The organism is Corynebacterium halotolerans (assembly GCF_050107895.1).
Lineage (GTDB): Bacteria > Actinomycetota > Actinomycetes > Mycobacteriales > Mycobacteriaceae > Corynebacterium > Corynebacterium halotolerans_B.
This window is the reverse complement of record NZ_JBNILW010000008.1, coordinates 84,093-104,738: the sequence shown is the minus strand read 5'-3', so window position 1 is coordinate 104,738 and position 20,646 is coordinate 84,093. Positions and strand designations below refer to the sequence as shown.

Below are 20,646 nucleotides of genomic sequence, written 5' to 3'. Positions count from 1 at the left end.
CTCCTACACATAAATGACTTCCGCGGTGTCCAACACTTTAATGCGTGGCGGCCAAAAGACCCAGCCTGGCCGGTTTCCCCGGGCCACCAGGGGGCGCACCGGCACCGGAAAACCTCAGGTTGTTGCCAGTTGCCGTGCCCGACCAATATGGTTACCAGTGTGAACTTCGATCCTCAGATGCCCCGCGACCCCTTCGCCGACGACCCGAATGATCCCGCGTCATTCCTCGACGCCGAAGATCCGATGCCGCCGCTGACCCAGGAGGAGCGCGAAGGAATCATCCAGGACCTCTCCCTGGTGACGCGCTTCAAGGAGGTGCTCGGCCCCAAGGGGATCCGCGGCATCTTCTTCCTGTGCGAGGACTGCGACGTCAACCATTACTATGACTGGGACATCCTCGCGGCCAACATGCGCGCCACCCTCGCTGATGAGCTCAGCCCCGTCCACGAGCCGGGCGCCCAGCCCGAGGTCAACGCCTATGTCCCCTGGGACTACTGCCTGGGATACCTCGACGGGATGGACCAGCGCTGAGCACCACCGCGCTCACCCGCCGCATGATGACGGCAGGCCCCCGACTGTTTCGCCGGGGGCCTGCCGCTTTTTCTGCCGCGTGACCTATTCCACCGCGGTGGTGGGTTCACTGCTCGGTTCCGCCGTGGCCGTCGCGGACGGCGACGGGGTGCCGGTGGGCGCCGGTTCGATCGGCACCTGCGGCACGACCGTGACGGTCTGGGTCTCCGTGCGCACGGCTGTCTCCGTGACGGTCTCCTGCTCGGTGACCACCTCGGTCTCCACCAGCGTCTCCCGCTCCACGGCCGGGGGCTCCGGAGCGGACTCCGGCTCGGTGGCGCGCGGTTCCAGCTCGACGGTGGCGGTGGTGGTCAGGGTGCCCTGCGTCGTCGCGGGTTCCGCCCGCTCCGCCCCCAGCCGGGCGCGGGCGTCGTTGAGCAGGGTGCGCAGCCCCTCCACATCGCCGTTCTGCGCGAAGCCGTCCATCTCGTCCAGGGTCCCGGCCAGTTCGACGACCGCCGCCCGCTCACCGAACATCTGCTTGGACATTCCCCACAGCGGAGAGCCGGGCTGCGCGTTGTAGACCGCCGCGCCACCGCCGGCGACCACGAGGGTGGCCGCGGCCGCGCCGACCAGGCCACCGACGAGGGTGCGGGCCCAACCGCTGCGGCGACGCAGCGGCACGACATTACCGCCCTCTTCATCTCCACCCGACTCGGGTAGGCCGAGCTCCGCCAGGGTCGGAGATGCCGGCATCTGTCCCTCAACCTCGTCACGAAGCCCCAGGAACAGGTCGGCCAAGCCGTCGTCCTCACCGTCCCCGGGTCGCTTTCCCCGGGAGAGGTCGGTGAGGTAGGCGTCGGTCGCCATCACCGACGGAATCAGATCGGTGAAATCTTCCTCCCTACCGCGACCACTCATCTATTGCTCTCCTCTTTCTCCAGTGCCTTCCGCAGGCTCGCCAGTGCGCGATGCTGTGCCACGCGCACCGCGCCAGGGGTACTCCCCACGACTTTGGCCGTCTCATCGGCGGATAACCCGACGAACACCCTTAAGATCACGATTTCGCGGGCCTTGTCACTTAATGAATCGAGCAGAGCACGCACTCTGTTACTTCCGTCGGAAGTCAGCGCGTATTCCTCGGGTGTGTCGGTGTCATTGACCGATTCCGGCACGTCCTCGGTGGGATTGAGCTTGTCCCGTGCCATGCTCCGATGGGCATCCGCGACCTTGTTGAAGGCGATGCCGTAGACGAAGGCCATGAATGGCCGGCCCTGATCCTGATACCGGGAAATGGAGGTGGCCACGGCAAGACAGATCTCCTGGGCGATGTCCTCGGCGGTGGGGGTCCGGCCCCCGCTGATCCGGGCGCGGGCGTAGCGCAGCACCTGGGGGTGAACGATCTCGATGATCCGCTGCAGTGACCGCCGGTCACCGGCGACCGCTGCCGGAACCAGCTCGGTCAACTCACCTTCGGTATCGCTCACGGACCACGCCCTCCATCAGAACCCGGGACACTGCTAACTAAATCAAACAAAGCCGGGTGTCAACCCTACCCGGTGACCCCGGTTTCTCCATGCCGAGAAAGTTCATTCAGCTTTAACCTTCACGATCCACGCAGGCAGAAGGCACTTTTCCCAATGATATTCCCAATGCTCCACTTATGGGCAACAATTTGGCAACCAATAGTTCACCGAGGCAGACCAGACTGCCCCATGCATCGAACCAATGGTGCGAGAAGTTGATCACCAGCAGTTGATCAAAGTCCCATGAAGGAGATACTACGCATGTCACAGCCCCACCTGCTGCCCGGCCCGAACGCAGATTTCTGGGATTGGCAGCTCCACGGCTCCTGCCGCGGAGAAGACTCTGACGTGTTCTACCACCCCGACGGGGAACGCGGCCGGGCCCGCGCGCAGCGGGAGAACCGCGCCAAGGCGATCTGCCACTCCTGCCCGGTACTCGCCTCCTGCCGGGAGCACGCACTCAAGGTCGCCGAACCCTACGGCATCTGGGGCGGCCTCAGTGAATCCGAGCGCCAGATGGTGCTGCGCAACAAGAAGCGCCAGCAGCCGCAGAAGGTCAACGCCTGAGGACACCACTGTACGGTGGTGAGCCGTCATTCTCCCCCGTCGATCTCCCCCAGGCATTCCAGCAGGACTGCCCCACGAGGAGAGGTCACGAGCTCGGCGTCGATCCGGAACACCTCCGCCAGCAGCCGGGGCTGCAGTACCTCTGACGGCGTGCCGGCGGCCACCAGCCTGCCGTGATCCAGAACGAGGACACGGTCACAATAACGTGCCGCCAGCTCCAGATCGTGCAGAGCCAGCAGCACCCCGGCACCGTGATGCTCCTCATGGGCGAAGTGCCGCAACAGCCGTAGCAGACGGTGCTGGTGCGGCAGATCCAGATGATTGGTCGGTTCGTCCAGGACGATGAAGCCGGCGTCCTGGGCCAGTGCCCGGGCCACGTGGGTGCGCTGTTGTTCCCCGCCGGAGAGCGTGGAAAAGCTACGTTCCGCAATGCCCACCACGTCCGCATCGGTGAGGGCGCGGGTGATCACCTGCTGGTCCCGGTCATCCGGATGGACAAACAGCCCGCGCCCGGCCAGGCGCCCGAGTTCCACGATCTCCCGCACCCGGGCATCCGTGGCATGGGGCCCGGACTGCTCGACGTACGCGAGTTTCCGGACCCGCGTCCGCCGGGGATACTCCCGCAGCCCCGAGCCGTCGAAAGTCACACTCCCGGTGAATTCCTGGAGCCCGGCCATCGCCTGCAGGAGCGTCGACTTTCCGGAGCCGTTCGGCCCGACCACCGCCGTCACCTGGCCCGACAGGGCCGCCGTGGTGACCCCGGAGAGCACGGTGGTGCCGGCCTTCACGACCTGCACATCCGTCAACTGCAGTCCTTCCCCACTCATCAACGTTGCCTCCTCCGCAGGATCAGAAAGAAGCTCGGCACACCGATCAGTGCGGTGACCACGCCGACCGGGATCTCCTGGGGCGCAAACAGGGTGCGTGCCAACGCATCGGAGAGAACCAGCAGAATGGCGCCCACCACCGCGCTGAGGGGGATCAGCCGGGAGTGGCCGGGGCCGATGAGCATCCGCACGGCATGCGGCACGATTAGTCCGATGAAACCGATCGCCCCGACCACGGAGACCGTGGCGGCGGTCAACAGCGCGACGATCACCAGCACCGCCACCCTGAGCCAGGTGGCGGGTACCCCCATGGTGGTGGCGGTCCCGTCCCCGAACCCCATCGTGTCCAGGTAGCGCGACAGGATCCAGAGGGATGGCAGCGCGACCGCGGCGACCACCGTGACGATCACCAGAGTGTCCCAGCGGGCGGCCCCGAGAGCGCCGAGCAACCAGAACAACACGCCCCGGGTGGCGTCGGCATCGCCCTTGGCGAGGAGAAGCAGCGAGGTCAATGCGGAGAACAACTGCCCGACCAGCACCCCGGTGAGCACGACCCGGGTGGCCGATAATGTAGCGCCGAACAACAGCAGCATCAGCACGCCGAAGGAGACCAGGGCCCCCATCGCGGCCCCCAGGGTCAACCCGACGGGCGCCGCGGCGCTCAGCAGGGTGAGCACCGCAACCGCTCCCGCCGAGGCCCCGGAGCTCACCCCCAGCAGATAGGGTTCAGCCAGATCATTGCGGGTGACCGCCTGCATGACCACCCCGGCCACCGCCAGCGACGCTCCGACGACCGCGGCCATCAGCACCCGGGGCAGCCGGAGATCAAAGAGGATGGACTGCCGCAACATCGACGGCGCGTCGGTGTCGCTGACCCCGAAGCGGTGGAGCAGGGCCGCCCAGGCCTCGGCGGGACTCAGCGAGGCACTGCCCAGGAAGAGACTGAGCAGACAGGCCACCAGCAGAATCACGCTCCCCAGGGTCAGGGCACGGGTCACTGCAGCTCCTCGGTGAGGATCTCCAACGGCTCATGGGACCTGGCACTCGGGGCGAGGCCGACGCCGGGGACCACGATGTAGTTTCCCTCCATCACCGCCCGGGTGTGCGCCATCGCCGGATTCTGTTCCATCATCTCGACCTTGTCCTGCCACGGGTCCCCGGGGGCGCCACGGCCGGGCAGGTCAGCCAGGATGATGTGGTCGGGGTCGGCGTCAGCGATGGCCTCCCAGGAGATCTCCGGCCATTCCTCGGAGACGTCCGCGAAGACGTTGCGCAGTCCGAGCAGGTCGGACATCTCCTGGGCGATTCCGCTGCCCCCGGCGATATAGGGCGCGCCCTCGTACACGGAATAGAGGAAGACGACCGATTCCCCGGTGTCCACCTCCCCGGCGGCCGTGACGGCCGCGCGCTGGCGCTCGATCAGCTCTTCGGCGCGTTCCGGGGCGTCGAACAGCTCCCCCAGCTCCCGGAAGTCCTTCTCCAGCAGGTCGAAATACCCCTGCCCGGCGTTCTCCCCGTGATCCGGGCACTGGGTGTTCGTGACGAAGGTCCGCACCCCCAGATCCTGCCACTCTTCCCGGGTACCCGACTGGTCCGCGGTGAACACCGAGATGAAGGGGGCGTAGATCAGGTCGGCGTCCGCATTGCGGATCTGCTCGGCGGTGGCGATGGAATCGGAGAGCACCGGAATGGAGTCGAACTCGTCCTGATGCTCCGGCAGCACGGCATCCTTGAGGTGCGAGGTTCCGGCCATGTTCCCGGCCTGTCCCAGGGCGAGCAGGGTGTCCGTGGCGCCCTGCTCGGTGGTGACGGCGCGGTGCACCGGCGTGCTCATGTCCAGCGGCATGCCGCAGTTGTCGATGCTCTCTCCGGACGCGGCCGGCTGCGCCTGGCTGGTGCAGGCACCGAGCAGCAGGGTCGCGGCCAGCACCGTGGCCGTCATGACGCGGTTATTCACTTATCGTCCTCCTGAAAAAGGTAGCTGGGTGGGTCAGTATTTCCGGAGATTCACCGGGGGTTGATTGCGCCAGCGCTGGCGCAGCAGGGAGGTGATCTGTTCATGCAGCAGGATCAGTTCCTCCGTGCGGTTGCTCAGGGTACGCAACAGCAGGCCCTTCAGCTCCGTGCCGGGTGCACCGAGCAGGCTGGCCGCCCCATGGACCCGGGGCCATTGCCCCAGCAACTGGTTCAGTTCGTCGACCAGTTCCTGATCGACGCGTGGGGCGACGACGATGAACTGCCCGGAGTGGGTGTAATCCTCGGTCCACCCGAAGCTGCCCTGCCGTTGGGCCGGGTTCAGCAACAGATTATCGAGCAGAAAGAGCCGGCCGGTGCTAGAGTCCTCGATCTCCGTGTGCAGGCGCAGCTCGTCATAGGCGAAGTGCATGCCCGCCGGATGCCAGCCCGGGGTGATCTCCTCACTGAGCACGAAGGTGGAGCTGGGATGCAGTTTCACCTTCGTGAACTGGTGGTAGGTGGCCTCCCGGTAGGCGATCGTCTGATCCGCCAGGTATTCCAGCACCGCGTGTTCGCCCACCTCTATCTCGGTGAACTGCCGGACCGGCCCCTGCGGGGTGCGGTAGATCTTCGTGGCGGACTGGGTGGTGATCAGCGCCTGGGCGTTATCCCGCACCCGGAAGCGCTGATCGTAGACGTCGCCGCCGAGGTAGCCGCCGCCGACCGCCACGATGGTGAAGCTCACCTGGCCGGAGTCATCCAGGTAGTGCGGCCGGATGATGCGCAGCGCCCCCTCGTGGTACTGCTCGACGGCACGGCTGCGCCCGTCCGGGCCGCCGTCGTCGATGGTCAACCACAGCGTGCCGACGGGCGTCGCGGAGTCCACCAGCGTGGGCAGCGGATTGTTCACTTCGATTCCTGCAGGTCCAGCATCAGCACATCCCGTCGGATCCACTCCAGCACCTGGTCGAGGCCCTCGTCGGTGCGCAGGTTGGTCAGGCAGAAGGGCTTGGCCTTGCGGAAGGTCTTGGCGTCCTCGACCATGACGTCGAGGTCCGCACCCACATGGGGCGCCAGGTCCGTCTTGTTGATGATGAACAGGTCCGACTTGATCATTCCCTGACCGGCCTTGCGCGGGATCTTCTCGCCCTGGGCGACGTCGATGATGTAGATCGAGAAATCCACCAACTCCGGCGAGAAGGTGGCGGAGAGATTGTCGCCGCCGGACTCCACGAAGATCAGGTCAAGATCGGAGAAGCGTTCCTGCAGGTCCCTGATCGCGGCCTCGTTCATCGAGGTGTCCTCGCGGATGGCGGTGTGCGGACAGCCGCCGGTCTCGATGCCGACGATCCGCTCCTCCGGCAGCACACCGTTGGCGGCCAGGATCTTGGCGTCCTCGATGGTGTAGATGTCATTGGTGATCGCCGCCATGCTCAGTTCCCCGGCCAGGGCGCGGGTGACGCGCTCCACCAGCTGGGTCTTGCCGGCGCCGACGGGGCCGCCGACGCCGATGCGTACCGGGGCGGAATGGGAAGTGTCGTTGTTCATGTCTCCTCCTGGAGAAGTGTCGTGGTGGTGCGGTCAGCTCATGAAGAGCCGGGCGCGCTGGGTCTCGTGGATCATCTGGGAGATGTCCAGGCCGGGATCGCCGGAACACAGGTCGAGCTCGCCGAGTTCGGCGCTGCGCTGTACGGCGGCGGTGATGTCCGGGTACATGCGGTAGAGCACCTGCTGGCCCGCCATCTGGCCGAGCGGAATGCCGCGGACCGCGTTCTGGACCAGCGAGCTGACCGTGGCGGTCAGGTGCGCCAGCACGGCGCGCTCCACGTTGATCCCGGTGGCGTGCGCGGCCATCGCCAGCACGAGCGCCGGGTGCCCGGACAGGCGGCGCCCGCGGATGTCCGCGAGGTACTCCTCCACCGCCGGGAAGCCGTAGGTCTCGGTGACGATCTCGGCCAGGCGGGTGCCCATGCGGGTATTCGCCTCCCGGACCTCACGGGCCGGGGTCCCGGCATGCAGGCGTTCGTCGAGCCGGGCCACGGTGTGCGGGCCGGGGGCTGCGTAGTACAGCCGGATGGCCAGGGCGTCAGCGCTGGTCAACTGCACCCGGAGCAGCACCTGGAGCCAGTCCCGGAACTGCGCGGCGTCGGTGATCCGGTCATCGGAGAGATAGGTCTCGAAACCGAAGGAGTGGGCGAAGGCGCCGGTGGGCAGTGCTGAGTCCGCCAGGTGCAGCAGCAGGAAATCAGCGTCGATATCCATCAGTGCGTGTGCTCGCTGTGTCGGAACGGCACCGGCGGCACCAGGTCAGTGCGCTGGTAGTCAATGCCGTGGTCGTCGAGGAAGGCCTGCACCGTGTGGTCGTACTGCACGATCATGGCGGCCCGCTCGGCCAGTTCGCCCGGCGCGGCGAACTGGGCAGGCAGGTGGCGGTTCCCCAGCGAGTGCGCCACGAACCCCATCTGGTGGGCGTCGACCGGGGTGATCACCAGCACATCCGTCGGTGCGATCCGGACGACGCGGACGGTGTCCCCGTCGGCGGTCAGCACGTCGCCGGCGCGCAGGACGGGGTGGCCGGGGCGGAGCCGCAGCCCCAGTTCCCCGCCGTCCGGCACGGTGACACGCTGGATGCGCTTGTCCAGGTCGAGGTCCTCGAAGGTCACCTCGACCACGTCCCGTCCGGCCACGAAGTCAGGGGTGTCCGTGATGTTGGTGTCGATCGTCGTGATGATCATGATTCTCCTTGGTTGGGGTCCCGCATCAGAACAGGAAGTAGCGGCGGGCCAGCGGCACCGTCTCCGCCACCTGGCTCTGAATGAGTTCACCGTTGACGAAGACCTGGTAGGTCTCCGGATCCACGTGGATGTCGGGCAGTTCCGCGTTGAGCTTCATGTCCTTCTTGCTCAGGTTCCGGATCCCGCGCACCCCGCGGATGACCTTGCGCAGGTTCAGGTGGTCCGGCACGTTGGCGTCGATCGCGTCCTGCGAGAGGAAGGTGATGGAGCTGTGGTCCACGGCCTGTCCCATGGCACCCCAGGTGTTGCGCAGAGTGCGCGGCTGCGGGGTGGGGATGGAACCGTTGGAGTCGCCCATCAGGGAGTTGACCATGAGACCACCCTTGATCACCAGGTCCGGCTTGGCTCCGAAGAACTTGGGGTCCCACAGCACCAGGTCCGCGAACTTGCCCTCCTCGACCGAACCGACCACGTAGTCGATGCCCTGGGCGATGGCCGGGTTGATCGTGTACTTGGCGATGTAGCGGCGCAGGCGGTTGTTGTCGTCGTGGAGGGAGTCCCCCTCCATCGCCCCACGGGTTCGCTTCATGTGGTCGGCGACCTGCCAGGTCCGGCTGATCACCTCCCCCACCCGGCCCATGGCCTGGGAATCGGAGGAGGTGATGGAGAAGACGCCCAGATCGTGCAGCACGTCCTCGGCCGCGATGGTCTCCGCCCGGATGCGGGAATCCGCGAAGGCGACGTCTTCCGGGATGTCCGGGTTCAGGTGGTGGGCGACCATCACCATGTCGAGGTGTTCCTCGACGGTGTTACGGGTGTACGGCAGCGTCGGGTTGGTGGAGGCCGGCAGCACGTTCGCCAGGCCTGCCACGCGGATCAGGTCCGGGGCGTGTCCGCCGCCGGCTCCCTCGGTGTGGAAGGTGTGGATGACCCGGCCGGCGATCGCCTCGATCGTGTCCTCCACGAAGCCGGCCTCGTTGAGGGTGTCGGCGTGCAGGGCGACCTGGATGTCCATCTGGTCGGCCACCTCGAGCGCGGTGTTGATGGACGACGGGGTGGCGCCCCAGTCCTCGTGGATCTTCAGGCCGATGGCCCCGGCCCGGATCTGCTCGGCGAGCGGTGACTTGGACGAGCCGTGTCCCTTGCCCAGGATGCCGAAGTTCATCGGCATGCCCTCGAAGGCGCTGAGCATGTTGTAGGTGTGCCACTTGCCCGGTGTCACGGTGGTGGCCATCGAGGCCTGGCTCGGGCCGGTGCCGCCGCCGATCATGGTGGTCGTACCGGAGGCCAGGGCGGTGTTGACCTGATCGGTGCCCAGGAAGTGCACGTGGGTGTCGATCGCCCCCGCGGTGAGGATCTTGCCCTCCCCTGCGATGACGTCGGTGGCCACACCGATCACGATGTCGATGTTTTCCATGATGTTCGGGTTGCCGGCCTTGCCGATGCGGAAGATCTTGCCGTCCCGGAGGGCGACGTCGGCCTTGTAGACGCCCGTGTAATCGAGGATGATCACGTTCGTGATGACGGTGTCCGGGATATCGACGTCCCGGACCAGGGTGCCGTTCTGTCCCATGCCGTCCCGGATGACCTTGCCGCCGCCGAAGGTGACTTCATCACCGATGCCGTTGTGATCGTGCTCGACGCGGAGGAAGAGGTCGGTGTCACCCAGCCGGACGGAGTCGCCGGTGGTCGGACCGTAGAGGTCCGTGTACTGCTTGCGGGATATGGTGAAGCTCATTTAGTTTTCGCCTTCCTCTGGGGTGCCCTCATCGAGTTCGCGGCCGCGCTTCGCGGCGTCCATCTGCGGCAGTTCCTGCGGGGCGTCGCCCGCGGCGGAGGAGCGCCGCCAGCTGTCCTCCCGGCCTTCCCACACGTCTTCCTTGCGTGCCTCCAGCGGGCCGTCGACCAGGTCTCGGAAGCCGGATACCACCCGGTCGCCGCCGATGGCGACGAGGTTGACGGTGCGGGCGTCGCCGGGCTCGAGCCGGACGGCGGTGCCCGCCGGAATGTCCAGCCGGAAGCCGTAACCTTCACTGCGGTCGAAGCTGATGCTCGGGTTCACCTCCGCGAAGTGGAAGTGCGAGCCGATCTGCACCGGGCGGTCCCCGGTGTTGATGATCTCGATGGTTTTGGTGTCACGCCCCACGTTGCCGATGAGGTCGTCACTGGTCAGGACATATTCGCCTGGAATCATAGGAGTGCTCCTTGTACTGCCGCAGTTTCAGCGGATGGGGTTGTGGACGGTGACCAGTTTGGTGCCGTCGTCGAAGGTGGCCTCGACCTGGATGTCCGGGACCATTTCCGGCACGCCCTCCATCACGTCCTCCCGGGTGAGGATGGTGCTGCCCCAGTTCATGAGGTCAGCGACGGTGCGGCCGTCCCGGGCCCCCTCGATCAGTTCATAGGTGATGAGGGCGACGGATTCAGGGTGATTGAGTTTCAGCCCCCGTTCCTTGCGCCGCCGCGCCAGGTCGGCGGCGACCACGATCATCAATTTTTCATGTTCCCGTGGAGTGATATGCAATTTTTCCCCTTCCAGAGTGGTCGCAGAAACTGCTGAAGCCCGGCCCGGCGGAAACCGAGACGAGCTGTTAAATCCGACTATATAGAGTTTTACCCCGAGAAAAAAGTGGCGGCCCTGCTTTTCCGGAAGTCTGTCAAATCTCCGGGAAAAGGCCAGCCCACGGCGACTTTCAGAGTGGCGGCAGGATGACTTCGCCGTCCGGGGCTGTCGTCCAGGCGGGCGCCCGGAAAACACTGATCCGGTGGCGGAACAGTTCCGCCACCGGATCAGTGGTGTTCACCTTCGGTTGCCTGGGGAGCGCAGGCCCCCGCGGCTGCTAGTGGTGATGATGCCCGTGGACACCCTGGGCCTGCTCGGCGGGATCAGCGGGCTTCTCCACGACGGAGGCCTCGGTGGTCAGCACCATGCGGGCCACCGAGGTCGCGTTGACCACGGCGGACAGGGTGACCTTGACCGGATCGATGATGCCCTGCTCCACCAGGTTGCCGTACTCCAGGGACGCGGCGTTCAGGCCCTCCCCGTTCGGCAGTGCGGCGGTGCGGGCGACGACGACGGAACCGTCCAGACCGGCGTTCTCGGCGATCCAGTAGGTCGGCTTGACCAGGGCGCGGGCCAGGGCCAGCACCCCCGTCCTGGCCTCGTTCTCGAACTGCTCGGCGTAGGACTTGAGTTCCTCGGCGATCTGGACGAGCGCGGAGCCACCGCCGGCGATGATGCCTTCCTGGACAGCGGCACGGGCGGCGTTGATGGCGTCCTCGACGCGCAGCTTACGCTCGCTGACCTCGGTCTCGGTGGCGGCGCCGACCTTGATCACGGCGACTCCGCCGGACAGCTTGGCCAGACGCTCCTCGGCCTTTTCCTTGTCCCAGGTGGAGTCGGTGTTCTCGATCTCGCGGCGGATCTGCTCGCGGCGGGACTCGACGGCCTCGGCGGTGCCGGCACCGTCGACGATCACGGTGTCGTCCTTGGTGACGGTCACGCGGCGGGCGGAACCGAAGTGCTCCGGTCCGGCCTCGGTGAGGCTGATCCCGATCTCCGGGTCGATGACGGTGGCGCCGGTGACCACGGCGAGGTCATCCATGAAGGCCTTGCGGCGGTCGCCGAAGTACGGGGACTTCACGGCGACGACCTTGAGGGTCTTGCGGATGGAGTTGACCACGATGGTCTGCAGCGGCTCGCCCTCGACGTCCTCGGCGATGATCAGCAGCGGCTTGCCGGACTCGACGACCTTCTCCAGCACCGGCAGGAAGTCCGGCAGCGAGGAGATCTTGTTGCGGACCAGCAGGATCTGCGGATCCTCGAGGATCGCCTGCTGGATGTCAGTGTCGGTGATGAAGTACGGCGAGAGGAAGCCCTTGTCGAAGGACACGCCCTCGGTCACGTCGAGCGTGGACTCGATGGTCTGGGATTCCTCGACGGTGAGCACACCGTCCTTGCCTACCTTCTCCATCGCACCGGCGACCATCTCGCCGACGACCTCGTCCCGCGAGGAGACGGTGGCGACATTGGCGATCTCGGAGTTGGAGGAGACGTCGGTGGCGCGTGCCTTGAGTTCCTCCACCACCTTCTCGGCGGCGGCGGAGATGCCGCGGTTGAGCTCGACGGGGTTGGCACCGGCGGCCACGTTGCGCAGGCCCTCGGCGATGAGTGCCTGGGCGAGCAGGGTCGCGGTGGTGGTGCCGTCACCGGCGTTGTCGTTGGTCTTGATGGCCACCGACTTCACCAGCTGGGCGCCGAGGTTCTCGAAGGGGTCCTCGACGTCGATGTCGCGGGCGATGGTGACGCCGTCATTGGTGACGGTCGGGCCACCGAAGGCCTTGTCGAGCACGACGTTGCGGCCGCGGGGGCCGAGGGTGACCTTCACGGCGTCGGCAAGCGTGTCGACGCCCCGGAGGATGCCTTCGCGGGCCTCCTGGTCGAATGCAATGAGCTTTGCCATTAAAGGAACCGCCTACTTCTGGACGATCGCGAGGATGTCACGGGCATTGAGCAGCAGGTACTCGACGCCGTCGTACTTCAGCTCGGTGCCGCCGTACTTGGAGAAGACGACGGTGTCGCCCTCCTTGACGTCCATCGGGACGCGCTCGTTGTCATCGCCGAAGCGGCCCGGGCCGGCGGCCACGACGGTGCCCTCCTGCGGCTTCTCCTTGGCGGAGTCCGGGATGACCAGGCCGGATGCGGTGGTGGTCTCGGCCTCGTTGATCTGGACCAGGACACGGTCCTCGAGCGGCTTGATGTTGACGTTCGCCACGATATTCCTCCGTGAGATAAGTGAAAAGAATTGTGATTGTGCCGGTTGCTAGTTCCAGCACAGTCGTCGTCGCGGGTGAACAACTGTGTGTCAGACAACCTATTTGGCACTCTACCCCTCCGAGTGCCAGCACTCAACACGAATGGGTGCCAATAGGGTGCGCTCTGCGCTGCGGGTGAGCCGGATCCGGCCTAATATCCCAACCGCCGGATCCCCGCCCGGACGGGCGTCTTCCGTGCCTCCCATTCTTACCCTGAAAAGGACTTCCGCATGCCTCGTTCCATTCCCCGCACCGTACTCGCTGCCGCCCTGACCATTCCGCTCCTGCTGCCCGGCACCGCCCACGCCACGTCCGGCAGCAGCCTGTCCTCCCAACTATCCTCGAACCTCCCGGACATTGAGGAGCCGCCCGTGAACGCCGCCGACAACCTGCCGGAAGGTTTTGACCTGCAGTCCCACCGCGGCGGCCGCGGTGAGTGGACCGAACAGTCCCGCCTGGCCTTCGAGAACTCCCTGGAGCTCTGGGTGACCACCCTGGAGCTGGACGTGGTCATCACCGAGGACGGCGTGCCGCTGGTCTGGCACGATCCGACCATCCAGGCCGACAAGTGCGACGACACCGCTCCCGTCACCGCGGACGATCCCGAGTATCCGTACGTGGGCAAGCTGGTCCACGACCTGAACTGGGAGCAATTGCAGACGCTGGACTGCGGCAAGCTGCTGCCCGCCTACCCCGATGCCGAGGTCGCCGACGGCAACAAGCTGCTGCAGCTCTCCGAGGTCTTCGAGATCGCCGCCGACCACCCGGACGTGCACTTCAACATCGAGACCAAGATCGAGGCCGAGAACCCGGCGGACTCCGCGTCGCCGGAGGAGTTCGTGGACACCATCCTGGACGAGGTGGACGCCGCCGGAGTCAACGAGCGCACCATGATCCAGTCCTTCGACTGGCGCACCCTCCCGCTGGTCCGTGAGCGCGACCCGCGCATTCCACTGGTGGCACTCTGGTCCGCCGGCACCTGGGCGCCCGGCACCGTCTGGTCCGGTGACGTCAGTTACGAGGAAGTGGACGGGGACCCGATCGCCGCCGCCGAACAGCTGGGAGTAGAGGTCCTCTCCCCCGCGCACGCCCTGCCGGAGACCACCGACGCCGCGTTCCTCGAGCGCGCCCACGACGCCGGCCTGCGCGTGGTGCCGTGGACCGTCAATGACGCCGAGCGGATGCAGACGCTGATCGACGCCGGCGTGGACGGCATCATCACCGACTACCCCACCACCCTGCGGGACGTCATGGCTGATAACGGACTCCCGCTGCCGTAGCTGCTATTTGCGGCCGCCCCTGGCGCCCCGGTTGGCCGCGCCATTCCGGGGCTGCCAGACTGGGGCCATGAAGACTCTCCTCCTGGACGTCGACGGCACCCTGGTCGACTCCTTCCCCGGAATCCGTGCCTGTTTCCTCCATGCCCTGGCCGAGGTGGACTGGCCCGTCCCCGACGAGGAAACGATCTCCGGGATCGCAGGACCACCGATGGAACAGACATTTCGTTCACTTGGGATGCCGGAACCGATGGTCAAGGAGGCGTTCACCGCCTACATGGCGGAGTACGGGCAGTCCGGCTGGCGCAACTCACGCCCCTTCCCACAGATGCGGGAGCTGCTTGACGGCTGGCGGGATCTGGACCTACGGGTCAGCACCGCCACCAGCAAGGGCGAGAGCTTCGCCCGCCGGACCCTGCAGGAGTACGGCATGTTCGAGCAGCTGGATTTCCTGGGGGCCGCCCAGGAGGGCGGGCCACGCCGGACCAAGGCAGCGGTGATCGCACATGTTCTGGACTCCCTGGAGCTGCGGGGCGAGGAATCCGAGATGCTGATGGTGGGTGACCGCAGCCACGACATCGAGGGCGCAGCCGAATTCAACATTCCGACGGTTGCCGTGGCCTGGGGTTACGGCACCCCGGAGGAACGTGCCGAGGCTGACTTCATCGCGGAGGACCCGGCCGAACTGGATCAGCTGGTCCGGGCCTGGGTGGGCGGGGAGCTGGCGGCGAAGAGCTAATCGTCCTTGGGGCTACCCAGGTTCAGCACCGCCGCACGCCAGTAGCGGTAGTCCTCCTCATAGTCCTTGATGTAGTTGCGGGTGGCCCGGATGCCGTCCTTGACCGAATTGATTTCATCGATACTGATGTCCTGCCCCTCCGCCCCGACAAAGATCACCGGGCCCGAAATGGCACGGGTGGGATCGGAGATGAACGCCGAGTTGCCGGTGTCCGCCTCATTGCGCCCCAGTGAGGCGACCGGATTCGGCTCCGCCGCATTGGCCTTTGCCTCCGCGTTGAAAAGCGCGACGTAGGTCTTGTCCTCCTCCGAGAAAGCGACGGAGACCCGGTCATCGACCACTCCGCCCAGAAATTGGGCGGCATGCTCGAGTTCGAATTCGACGATGCGGGAGGACAGGTCGGGACTGACGAGGAAACCGGTGGTCATACATTCTCCTTGAACGGGTGCGAAGCATCGCGGCCCTGTGCCGCAACTGGTTAGGGCCGGGGCCATCCCCATGCACGACATCATGCGAGGGCCTACTCCAGCAGTAGCGCACGTTCCGGGGAACTTGGAGACACTTGACGAAGAATTCCGTGAGAGTTCCTCAGCCGGTAATGAGAAGTTCAACTTATGCGGTGGATGGAGCTGCGGGATCCGCCACAGCCCACGCCCCATTTCGGTAGCGGAGCTGCATGGAAAGTGCGATCCAGCTTGAGTGCACCGGGGCAGCCCCAGAAGAAGTGAGTCTGCCGCGCTGGCGTGGGAGCACGGATAAGAGGAAGTGAGCCACGTGGCCTTGAACTTCCTCCATGAGAAAACGAATGTACCTGCCTCACCAAAACTACCCCCGTTCGTGAAGCAGCGTGGCGGACAAACGGTCTCATCCCACCACTCCCCCAGCCCACTGGAACGTATATGCGTTGAGCTGCAACTTTTGGAAAGTATGTAAAAATAAAGATTTTCCTGAAGATGCTGGTGTTACTGATGTGATTATTAAGGCAGTTAATTCCTTACGCTCATCGTATGCTCATCGGGGGCAGCGGAGCCTGATTGATAAGACCAATTGCTAACACGTTGGTAACGTCGCGAATCGTCACCTGTCTGAGTTGTTTTTCAGCTCCATGTCAGCATGATCTCCTCACAGACAGCCCAAGAGTTGTAATCTCAGGAGAATTCACGTGGGTCAGAATCCGCACCGTTCCGCCCGATCCCCCGAGCAGTTCCGACGCTGGGTACGCCTCAGTGTCGCGACCGTGACCAGCACCGCCATGGTCGGCGGTGCGTTGGTTGCAGTGCCTGCCCATCCGTTGAACCCGATTACGGGGGTTACGGCGGCGCAGACTACTCCTGCCGAAGCTGAGGCTTACGCGTTTGCTGAACAGCTGAACCTCTCTGCACCCGGAGTACGTGAACTGCTGAGCACCGACGATGATCGGGGAGTCGATGCCATCTTGCAGCTGCTCGAAGCTGAGCAAGCGTGGGATGAAGCGTCTGATAACAACCAGGATCCTGACCTTTCTGACATCGATGTCGAGCTGCTCGGCCTGCTCGACATCGAAATCGGCGGAGTCACTCTTCCGCTGATCGGTGAAGGCGGCCTGCTGCAGGGGGAGTTCGGCGCGCTCCGCGCCTACGCCAATACACCGGCAGCCGATGAGGCCCGCGCTGCGACCGGGCTCATCACCGACACCGGCGCGCTGGATCTCAGCGGAACTGGCACCGGAGGCAACGCCAGCCTGGACCTGACCTCGGTTCTCGGCCTGAACGAAGCACTGGCCCCGCTGCTTGATGAAGCTTCGCTGAACCTGGGCACGCTGAGCTCGGCAGCCTGGAACGAGAATGGAACCCCCGGCAGCAACTACCAGATCGCTGATGCCGAGCTGGTCATTGATTCACCACTGGTGGGCGACGCCGTCGACACTGTCCAAGAGGCCGTCAATGGCCTAGACGGCACCCTCAACGGGCTACTCAATGAAGAGGGGGTAGTTAACAGCATTCTCGGACTAGTCAGTGGTCTGGGAGAGATTATCGGCACCGGGATCAGTCTCTCCGCGGAGATCCCGCTCGCCGACATCAACAACGCACTATTGGCAGAACCGCTTGAAGACGAGAGTGGCCTCGTTTCGATTGATCTGACCACCGGGCAGATCAGTGTGGACCTAGAGCAGCTGCATACCGATGGCCTCAATAGCCTTCCTGCCGACACCTCCCTGCTCTCGGATGCTCAGCTTTCCCGGATCACCGATACCGTGACCAGCCTGTTGACTGCCGGCGCTGTCGAGAACCCGAACGGGCTCAACGCCCGCCTGCAGAACGTTCTCACCGGTGACGGGGAGCGTAGTGGCCTCTACGGCACTGAGGTTCAAGTCCAGCTCACCCTTCTTGGCGGGCTTGCAGGAGTCGACCTTCGAACCACGCTGGGTGGACTTCTGAATGACGATGTGGCGCGTACCCGAGACGAAGCCGTCTATAACGCCGATACCTACAACAACTATCTGCTGGAAAATAGAGGACTCGCAAATCTTCTGACTCCGCTAACAGCATTGCTCCAGCCAATTGTCGGGGCTGTAGGCACTGTCGTTGAGGGGCTGCTGTTCGGCGATGAGACGGAACAGGGCCTGCTGTCCGGACTAATTGGCGACGTCCAAGAAGATGCCATTTCGCCGCTGCTCACCAGCCTCAACCCACTCCTCGAAGGTGTCTTGACACCGATCGCCGACATCATCGTGAACCGTCAGGAGGACGACGGCGAGCTGTTCAAGGTTTCAGCCCTGGAAGTCAACCTCCTGGGAGGAGCTCTGTCCCTCCCGATCGCTACCTCGGCTGTTTACGCCTTGAGCCAAGCCGACGCAGTGACCGTCACCGGTACCGCCGGCACCGTCGACCCGACCGACACCGCCCAAGAAACCGGACTAACCGTCAGCAACCGCAACGAAGACACCACCGAGTTCACCGCCGTCGACGAAGACGACACCGAACTCCCCGTCACCTTCGGCACCCCGGACGCCGACGGCAACGAAACCATCCTGATCACCCCCGGCGAAAACGTCGACGGCCCCATCACCCTGACCGTCACCGACCCCACCCTCGCGGGCAGCCCCCAGGAATACACCGTCACCGTCGCCGGCCACACTGCCGGCGAAGACGACAACGACTCCGAGTACACCGGCCCGATTGTGGATGACTCCAATGTCACCCCTGTTGACCCCACCGAGGACCCGCAGGACACCGGCGTTGATGTCACCGATACCAGTGATGACACCACCATCACCGCTGAGGATGACAACGGCACCGAGGTTCCGGTCGAAATTGATGAAGATGGAAACGTCATCGTTACTCCGGGTGAGAATGTCGAAGGCCCCATCACTGTAGTCATCGACGATCCGGCACTGGAAGACCCAATCGAAGTCGAAGTACCCGTCAACCCAGAAGGCGGGGAAGAACCCGGCGACACCGCTCCGTCCTTCGGCGGCGAAGCCAACCCGGTGGACCCGACCGATGAGGAACAGGACACCGGTCTCAACCTCGAGAACGGCACCGATGACACTGATGTCACCGCCCGCGACGAAGACGGCCAGAACATCCCGGTCAACGTCGACGAGGACGGCAACATCCACGTCACCCCGGGTGAGAACGTCGACGGTCCCATCACCGTGGTCATCGACGACCCCGCGCTCACGGACCCCATCGAAAGCGACGTTCCGATCACCGGCCACACTGCCGGCGAAGACGACAACGACTCCGAGGCAACCACCGCGGACCAGGTCACCCCGACCTATGACGAGGTCAGCGCTCCGCAGGACGAGGAAACCACCGTCCCGGCACCGATCTTCACCGATGCAGACAGCGCCTCCATCACGTTGGATGAGGATCCGGTCTTCTCCAACGGCGAAGGCGTTCCCTCCTGGGCCACCGTCAATGAGGACGGATCGATCATCCTGACCCCGTCCTCCGACGAGAACAGTGCCAACTTCGTCGGATCCGGCGACCAGACCGTCCCAGTGCAGATCACCTACGCCGACACCAGCACCGACACCATCGACGTCCCGGTCACCATCACCGACGCTCTTTCCGACGGTGTGATCCCAGCCATCGACGGCACCCCGGTCGAGGTCCCGCGCAGCGGCGAAGCGGAAGACACCGAAGTCAACGTCACCGGCCTCACCGAGGAATCGGTTATCACCGCTGAAGACAACCTCGGCAACGAAGTCACCGTCACCGTCGACGAAACCGGCAACATCCTGGTCACCCCAACCGAAGACACCGGTGACCAGATCACCGTGACCATCACCGACCCCGACCTGGCAGAAGACATCACCTTCGATGTCCCGGTCGTTGATCCGGACACCGGCGAAAACCCCGCTGAGGACACCCCGTCCTTCGGCGGCACCCCCAATCCGGTCGACCCGACCGATGAGGAACAGGACACCGGCCTCAACCTCGAAAACGGCACCGACGACACTAATGTCACCGCCCGCGACGAAGACAACCAGGAAATCCCCGTCGAGGTGGACGAGGACGGCAACATCTCCGTCACCCCAGGCACCGACGTCACCGGTCCGATCACCATCACCGTCACCGACCCCGCACTCGATGCACCCATCGAGGCAGAAGTCCCGGTCAACGAGGATGGCCAGACGGACCCGGGTGAGGACGTCCCGGCCATCGCCGGTATCTCTGACCAGATCGCAACCGTGGGTGAGAAGTTCGGCCCGCTGGGTATCGTGGTCAGCGATCCGGCGGCCACCGTCACGGTCTCCGGACTGCCTGCGGGGCTGATCTACGACGCCGCCGCAGGAACCATTGCAGGCATCCCGGCGGAGGACAGCGAAAACGCCTACGAAGTCACCGTCTCCGCCTCCAACGCCGCCGGTGCCGACACCGAAACCTTCAGCCTCACGGTCAACCCGGCTGATGCTCAGGACACCCCGTCCTTCGGCGGTACCCCGAACCCGGTCGACCCGACCGATGAGGAACAGGACACCGGCCTCAACCTCGAGAACCAGGGTCCGGAAACCAACGTCGAAGCCCGCGACGAAGACAACCAGGACATCCCGGTCAACGTCGACGAAAACGGCAACATCTCCGTCACCCCGGGCGAGGACGTCGACGGACCGATCACCATCACCGTCACCGACCCGGCACTCGATGCCTCCATCGAGGCAGAAGTCCCCGTCACCGGTCACACCCCGGGTGAAGACGACAACGGCAGCGACCAGGACCCCACTGAGGACACCCCGTCCATCGGCGGCATCCCGACCCCGGTCTTCCCGGAGGACCGGGAGCAGGACACCGGACTCGACCTGGAGAACCAGGGTCCGGAAACCGACGTCGAAGCCCGCGACGAAGACAACGAGGACATCCCGGTCGACATCGACGAGGACGGCAACATCTCCGTCACCCCGGGTGAGGACGTCGATGGACCGATCACCATCATCGTCACCGACCCGGAGCTCGACACTCCCATCACCGAGGAAGTCCCGGTCGTGGGCCACACCCCGGGTATCGACGACAACAACTCCGGCGACGTGTCGACCGGTGTGGCCGTCGGTTCCTCTGACTCCTGGATCACCAATATCTTCGGCGGGCTGCTCGCCCTGCTGGGACTGGGTGGGATCTTCGCCAGCGTCATGGAGTTCATGCACCAGAACAGCCTGCTCGGCCAGGCCGAGGACCAGTGGTGGATGAACCTCACCAACCGCCGCTAGGT

General features: G+C 65.0%; 20 protein-coding genes. 5 read left to right on the top strand and 15 right to left on the bottom strand.

The features are described 5' to 3' along the window. Nucleotides 1-159: 159 nt before the first annotated feature. Nucleotides 160-531: a DUF5319 domain-containing protein gene (locus ACQCVD_RS09580; RefSeq protein WP_426823524.1), complete on the top strand. Its 372-nt coding sequence runs from the start codon at nucleotides 160-162 to the stop codon at nucleotides 529-531. Between the two features lie 84 nt (nucleotides 532-615). Here the strand turns inward: ACQCVD_RS09580 and ACQCVD_RS09575 are convergent, their stop codons facing one another. Then, nucleotides 616-1,431, bottom strand: a complete 816-nt coding sequence (locus tag ACQCVD_RS09575; protein ID WP_426823523.1) for a hypothetical protein — start codon at nucleotides 1,429-1,431, stop codon at nucleotides 616-618. Further along, complete coding sequence (locus ACQCVD_RS09570) at nucleotides 1,428-1,997, bottom strand: sigma-70 family RNA polymerase sigma factor (RefSeq protein ID WP_426823522.1); 570 nt, start codon at nucleotides 1,995-1,997, stop codon at nucleotides 1,428-1,430. The genes ACQCVD_RS09575 and ACQCVD_RS09570 overlap by 4 nt, the downstream gene beginning before the upstream one ends. 300 nt (nucleotides 1,998-2,297) lie before the next feature. On the opposite strand from ACQCVD_RS09570, the gene ACQCVD_RS09565 reads away from it, so the two are divergent. Continuing rightward, nucleotides 2,298-2,603, top strand: coding sequence for a WhiB family transcriptional regulator (locus ACQCVD_RS09565; protein WP_426823521.1), 306 nt, complete (start codon nucleotides 2,298-2,300; stop codon nucleotides 2,601-2,603). 26 nt (nucleotides 2,604-2,629) lie between these two features. On the opposite strand, the gene ACQCVD_RS09560 is transcribed toward ACQCVD_RS09565, so the two are convergent. From ACQCVD_RS09560 to groES, 12 genes are all read right to left on the bottom strand, one after another. Then, entirely contained in the window at nucleotides 2,630-3,430 is an 801-nt protein-coding gene (locus ACQCVD_RS09560) for an ABC transporter ATP-binding protein (RefSeq protein WP_426823519.1), read from the bottom strand. After that, nucleotides 3,430-4,428 (bottom strand): FecCD family ABC transporter permease, encoded by a 999-nt coding sequence (locus ACQCVD_RS09555; protein WP_426823518.1) that lies wholly within the window; start codon nucleotides 4,426-4,428, stop codon nucleotides 3,430-3,432. Before ACQCVD_RS09555 ends, ACQCVD_RS09560 begins: the two co-directional genes overlap by 1 nt. Then, nucleotides 4,425-5,387 carry an ABC transporter substrate-binding protein gene (locus ACQCVD_RS09550; protein WP_426823517.1) on the bottom strand — a complete coding sequence of 321 codons (963 nt, stop codon included), beginning with the start codon at nucleotides 5,385-5,387 and terminating at the stop codon, nucleotides 4,425-4,427. Before ACQCVD_RS09550 ends, ACQCVD_RS09555 begins: the two co-directional genes overlap by 4 nt. Nucleotides 5,388-5,420: 33 nt before the next feature. Continuing rightward, nucleotides 5,421-6,296 (bottom strand): urease accessory protein UreD, encoded by an 876-nt coding sequence (locus ACQCVD_RS09545; RefSeq protein WP_426823516.1) that lies wholly within the window; start codon nucleotides 6,294-6,296, stop codon nucleotides 5,421-5,423. Further along, complete coding sequence (ureG, locus tag ACQCVD_RS09540; RefSeq protein WP_426823515.1) at nucleotides 6,293-6,934, bottom strand: urease accessory protein UreG; 642 nt, start codon at nucleotides 6,932-6,934, stop codon at nucleotides 6,293-6,295. The genes ACQCVD_RS09545 and ureG overlap by 4 nt, the downstream gene beginning before the upstream one ends. Before the next feature lie 33 nt (nucleotides 6,935-6,967). Further along, nucleotides 6,968-7,648, bottom strand: coding sequence for an urease accessory protein UreF (locus tag ACQCVD_RS09535; RefSeq protein WP_426823514.1), 681 nt, complete (start codon nucleotides 7,646-7,648; stop codon nucleotides 6,968-6,970). Further along, nucleotides 7,648-8,121 (bottom strand): urease accessory protein UreE, encoded by a 474-nt coding sequence (ureE, locus tag ACQCVD_RS09530; protein ID WP_426823512.1) that lies wholly within the window; start codon nucleotides 8,119-8,121, stop codon nucleotides 7,648-7,650. The genes ACQCVD_RS09535 and ureE overlap by 1 nt, the downstream gene beginning before the upstream one ends. A gap of 25 nt (nucleotides 8,122-8,146) precedes the next feature. Continuing rightward, nucleotides 8,147-9,859 (bottom strand): urease subunit alpha, encoded by a 1,713-nt coding sequence (gene ureC / locus ACQCVD_RS09525; protein ID WP_426823511.1) that lies wholly within the window; start codon nucleotides 9,857-9,859, stop codon nucleotides 8,147-8,149. Further along, entirely contained in the window at nucleotides 9,860-10,315 is a 456-nt protein-coding gene (locus ACQCVD_RS09520; protein WP_426823509.1) for an urease subunit beta, read from the bottom strand. A gap of 27 nt (nucleotides 10,316-10,342) precedes the next feature. Further along, nucleotides 10,343-10,645: an urease subunit gamma gene (locus ACQCVD_RS09515; RefSeq protein WP_426823508.1), complete on the bottom strand. Its 303-nt coding sequence runs from the start codon at nucleotides 10,643-10,645 to the stop codon at nucleotides 10,343-10,345. A 316-nt stretch (nucleotides 10,646-10,961) separates the two neighbouring features. Further along, nucleotides 10,962-12,584: a chaperonin GroEL gene (gene groL / locus ACQCVD_RS09510; RefSeq protein ID WP_426823506.1), complete on the bottom strand. Its 1,623-nt coding sequence runs from the start codon at nucleotides 12,582-12,584 to the stop codon at nucleotides 10,962-10,964. Between the two features lie 12 nt (nucleotides 12,585-12,596). Continuing rightward, a complete protein-coding gene (groES, locus tag ACQCVD_RS09505) occupies nucleotides 12,597-12,896 on the bottom strand; it encodes a co-chaperone GroES (RefSeq protein WP_426823505.1) in 300 nt (99 codons plus the stop codon). Nucleotides 12,897-13,166: 270 nt separating this feature from the next. Here groES and ACQCVD_RS09500 point away from each other — a divergent pair, with 270 nt between their 5' ends. Continuing rightward, complete coding sequence (locus tag ACQCVD_RS09500; protein ID WP_426823504.1) at nucleotides 13,167-14,216, top strand: glycerophosphodiester phosphodiesterase family protein; 1,050 nt, start codon at nucleotides 13,167-13,169, stop codon at nucleotides 14,214-14,216. Nucleotides 14,217-14,283: 67 nt separating this feature from the next. After that, nucleotides 14,284-14,952 carry an HAD hydrolase-like protein gene (locus ACQCVD_RS09495; protein ID WP_426823503.1) on the top strand — a complete coding sequence of 223 codons (669 nt, stop codon included), beginning with the start codon at nucleotides 14,284-14,286 and terminating at the stop codon, nucleotides 14,950-14,952. On the opposite strand, the gene ACQCVD_RS09490 is transcribed toward ACQCVD_RS09495, so the two are convergent. Beyond that, on the bottom strand, nucleotides 14,949-15,380 hold the full coding sequence (locus ACQCVD_RS09490; RefSeq protein WP_426823502.1) for a hypothetical protein: 432 nt from the start codon (nucleotides 15,378-15,380) through the stop codon (nucleotides 14,949-14,951). The two genes, ACQCVD_RS09495 and ACQCVD_RS09490, sit on opposite strands and share 4 nt — an antisense overlap. Before the next feature lie 809 nt (nucleotides 15,381-16,189). Between ACQCVD_RS09490 and ACQCVD_RS09485 the strand changes: the two genes are divergently transcribed. Continuing rightward, nucleotides 16,190-20,644: a choice-of-anchor G family protein gene (locus ACQCVD_RS09485; protein ID WP_426823501.1), complete on the top strand. Its 4,455-nt coding sequence runs from the start codon at nucleotides 16,190-16,192 to the stop codon at nucleotides 20,642-20,644. Nucleotides 20,645-20,646: the final 2 nt, after the last annotated feature.

Bases quoted from the DNA above. Each gene is read 5' to 3' on its own strand.
- ACQCVD_RS09575 (WP_426823523.1), bottom strand. From the start codon at position 1,431: ATGAGTGGTCGCGGTAGGGAGGAAGATTTCACCGATCTGATTCCGTCG.
- ACQCVD_RS09565 (WP_426823521.1), top strand. From the start codon at position 2,298: ATGTCACAGCCCCACCTGCTGCCCGGCCCGAACGCAGATTTCTGGGAT.
- ACQCVD_RS09560 (WP_426823519.1), bottom strand. From the start codon at position 3,430: ATGAGTGGGGAAGGACTGCAGTTGACGGATGTGCAGGTCGTGAAGGCC.
- ureG (WP_426823515.1), bottom strand. From the start codon at position 6,934: ATGAACAACGACACTTCCCATTCCGCCCCGGTACGCATCGGCGTCGGC.
- ACQCVD_RS09535 (WP_426823514.1), bottom strand. From the start codon at position 7,648: ATGGATATCGACGCTGATTTCCTGCTGCTGCACCTGGCGGACTCAGCA.
- ureE (WP_426823512.1), bottom strand. From the start codon at position 8,121: ATGATCATCACGACGATCGACACCAACATCACGGACACCCCTGACTTC.
- ureC (WP_426823511.1), bottom strand. From the start codon at position 9,859: ATGAGCTTCACCATATCCCGCAAGCAGTACACGGACCTCTACGGTCCG.
- ACQCVD_RS09520 (WP_426823509.1), bottom strand. From the start codon at position 10,315: ATGATTCCAGGCGAATATGTCCTGACCAGTGACGACCTCATCGGCAAC.
- groL (WP_426823506.1), bottom strand. From the start codon at position 12,584: ATGGCAAAGCTCATTGCATTCGACCAGGAGGCCCGCGAAGGCATCCTC.
- ACQCVD_RS09500 (WP_426823504.1), top strand. From the start codon at position 13,167: ATGCCTCGTTCCATTCCCCGCACCGTACTCGCTGCCGCCCTGACCATT.
- ACQCVD_RS09495 (WP_426823503.1), top strand. From the start codon at position 14,284: ATGAAGACTCTCCTCCTGGACGTCGACGGCACCCTGGTCGACTCCTTC.
- ACQCVD_RS09490 (WP_426823502.1), bottom strand. From the start codon at position 15,380: ATGACCACCGGTTTCCTCGTCAGTCCCGACCTGTCCTCCCGCATCGTC.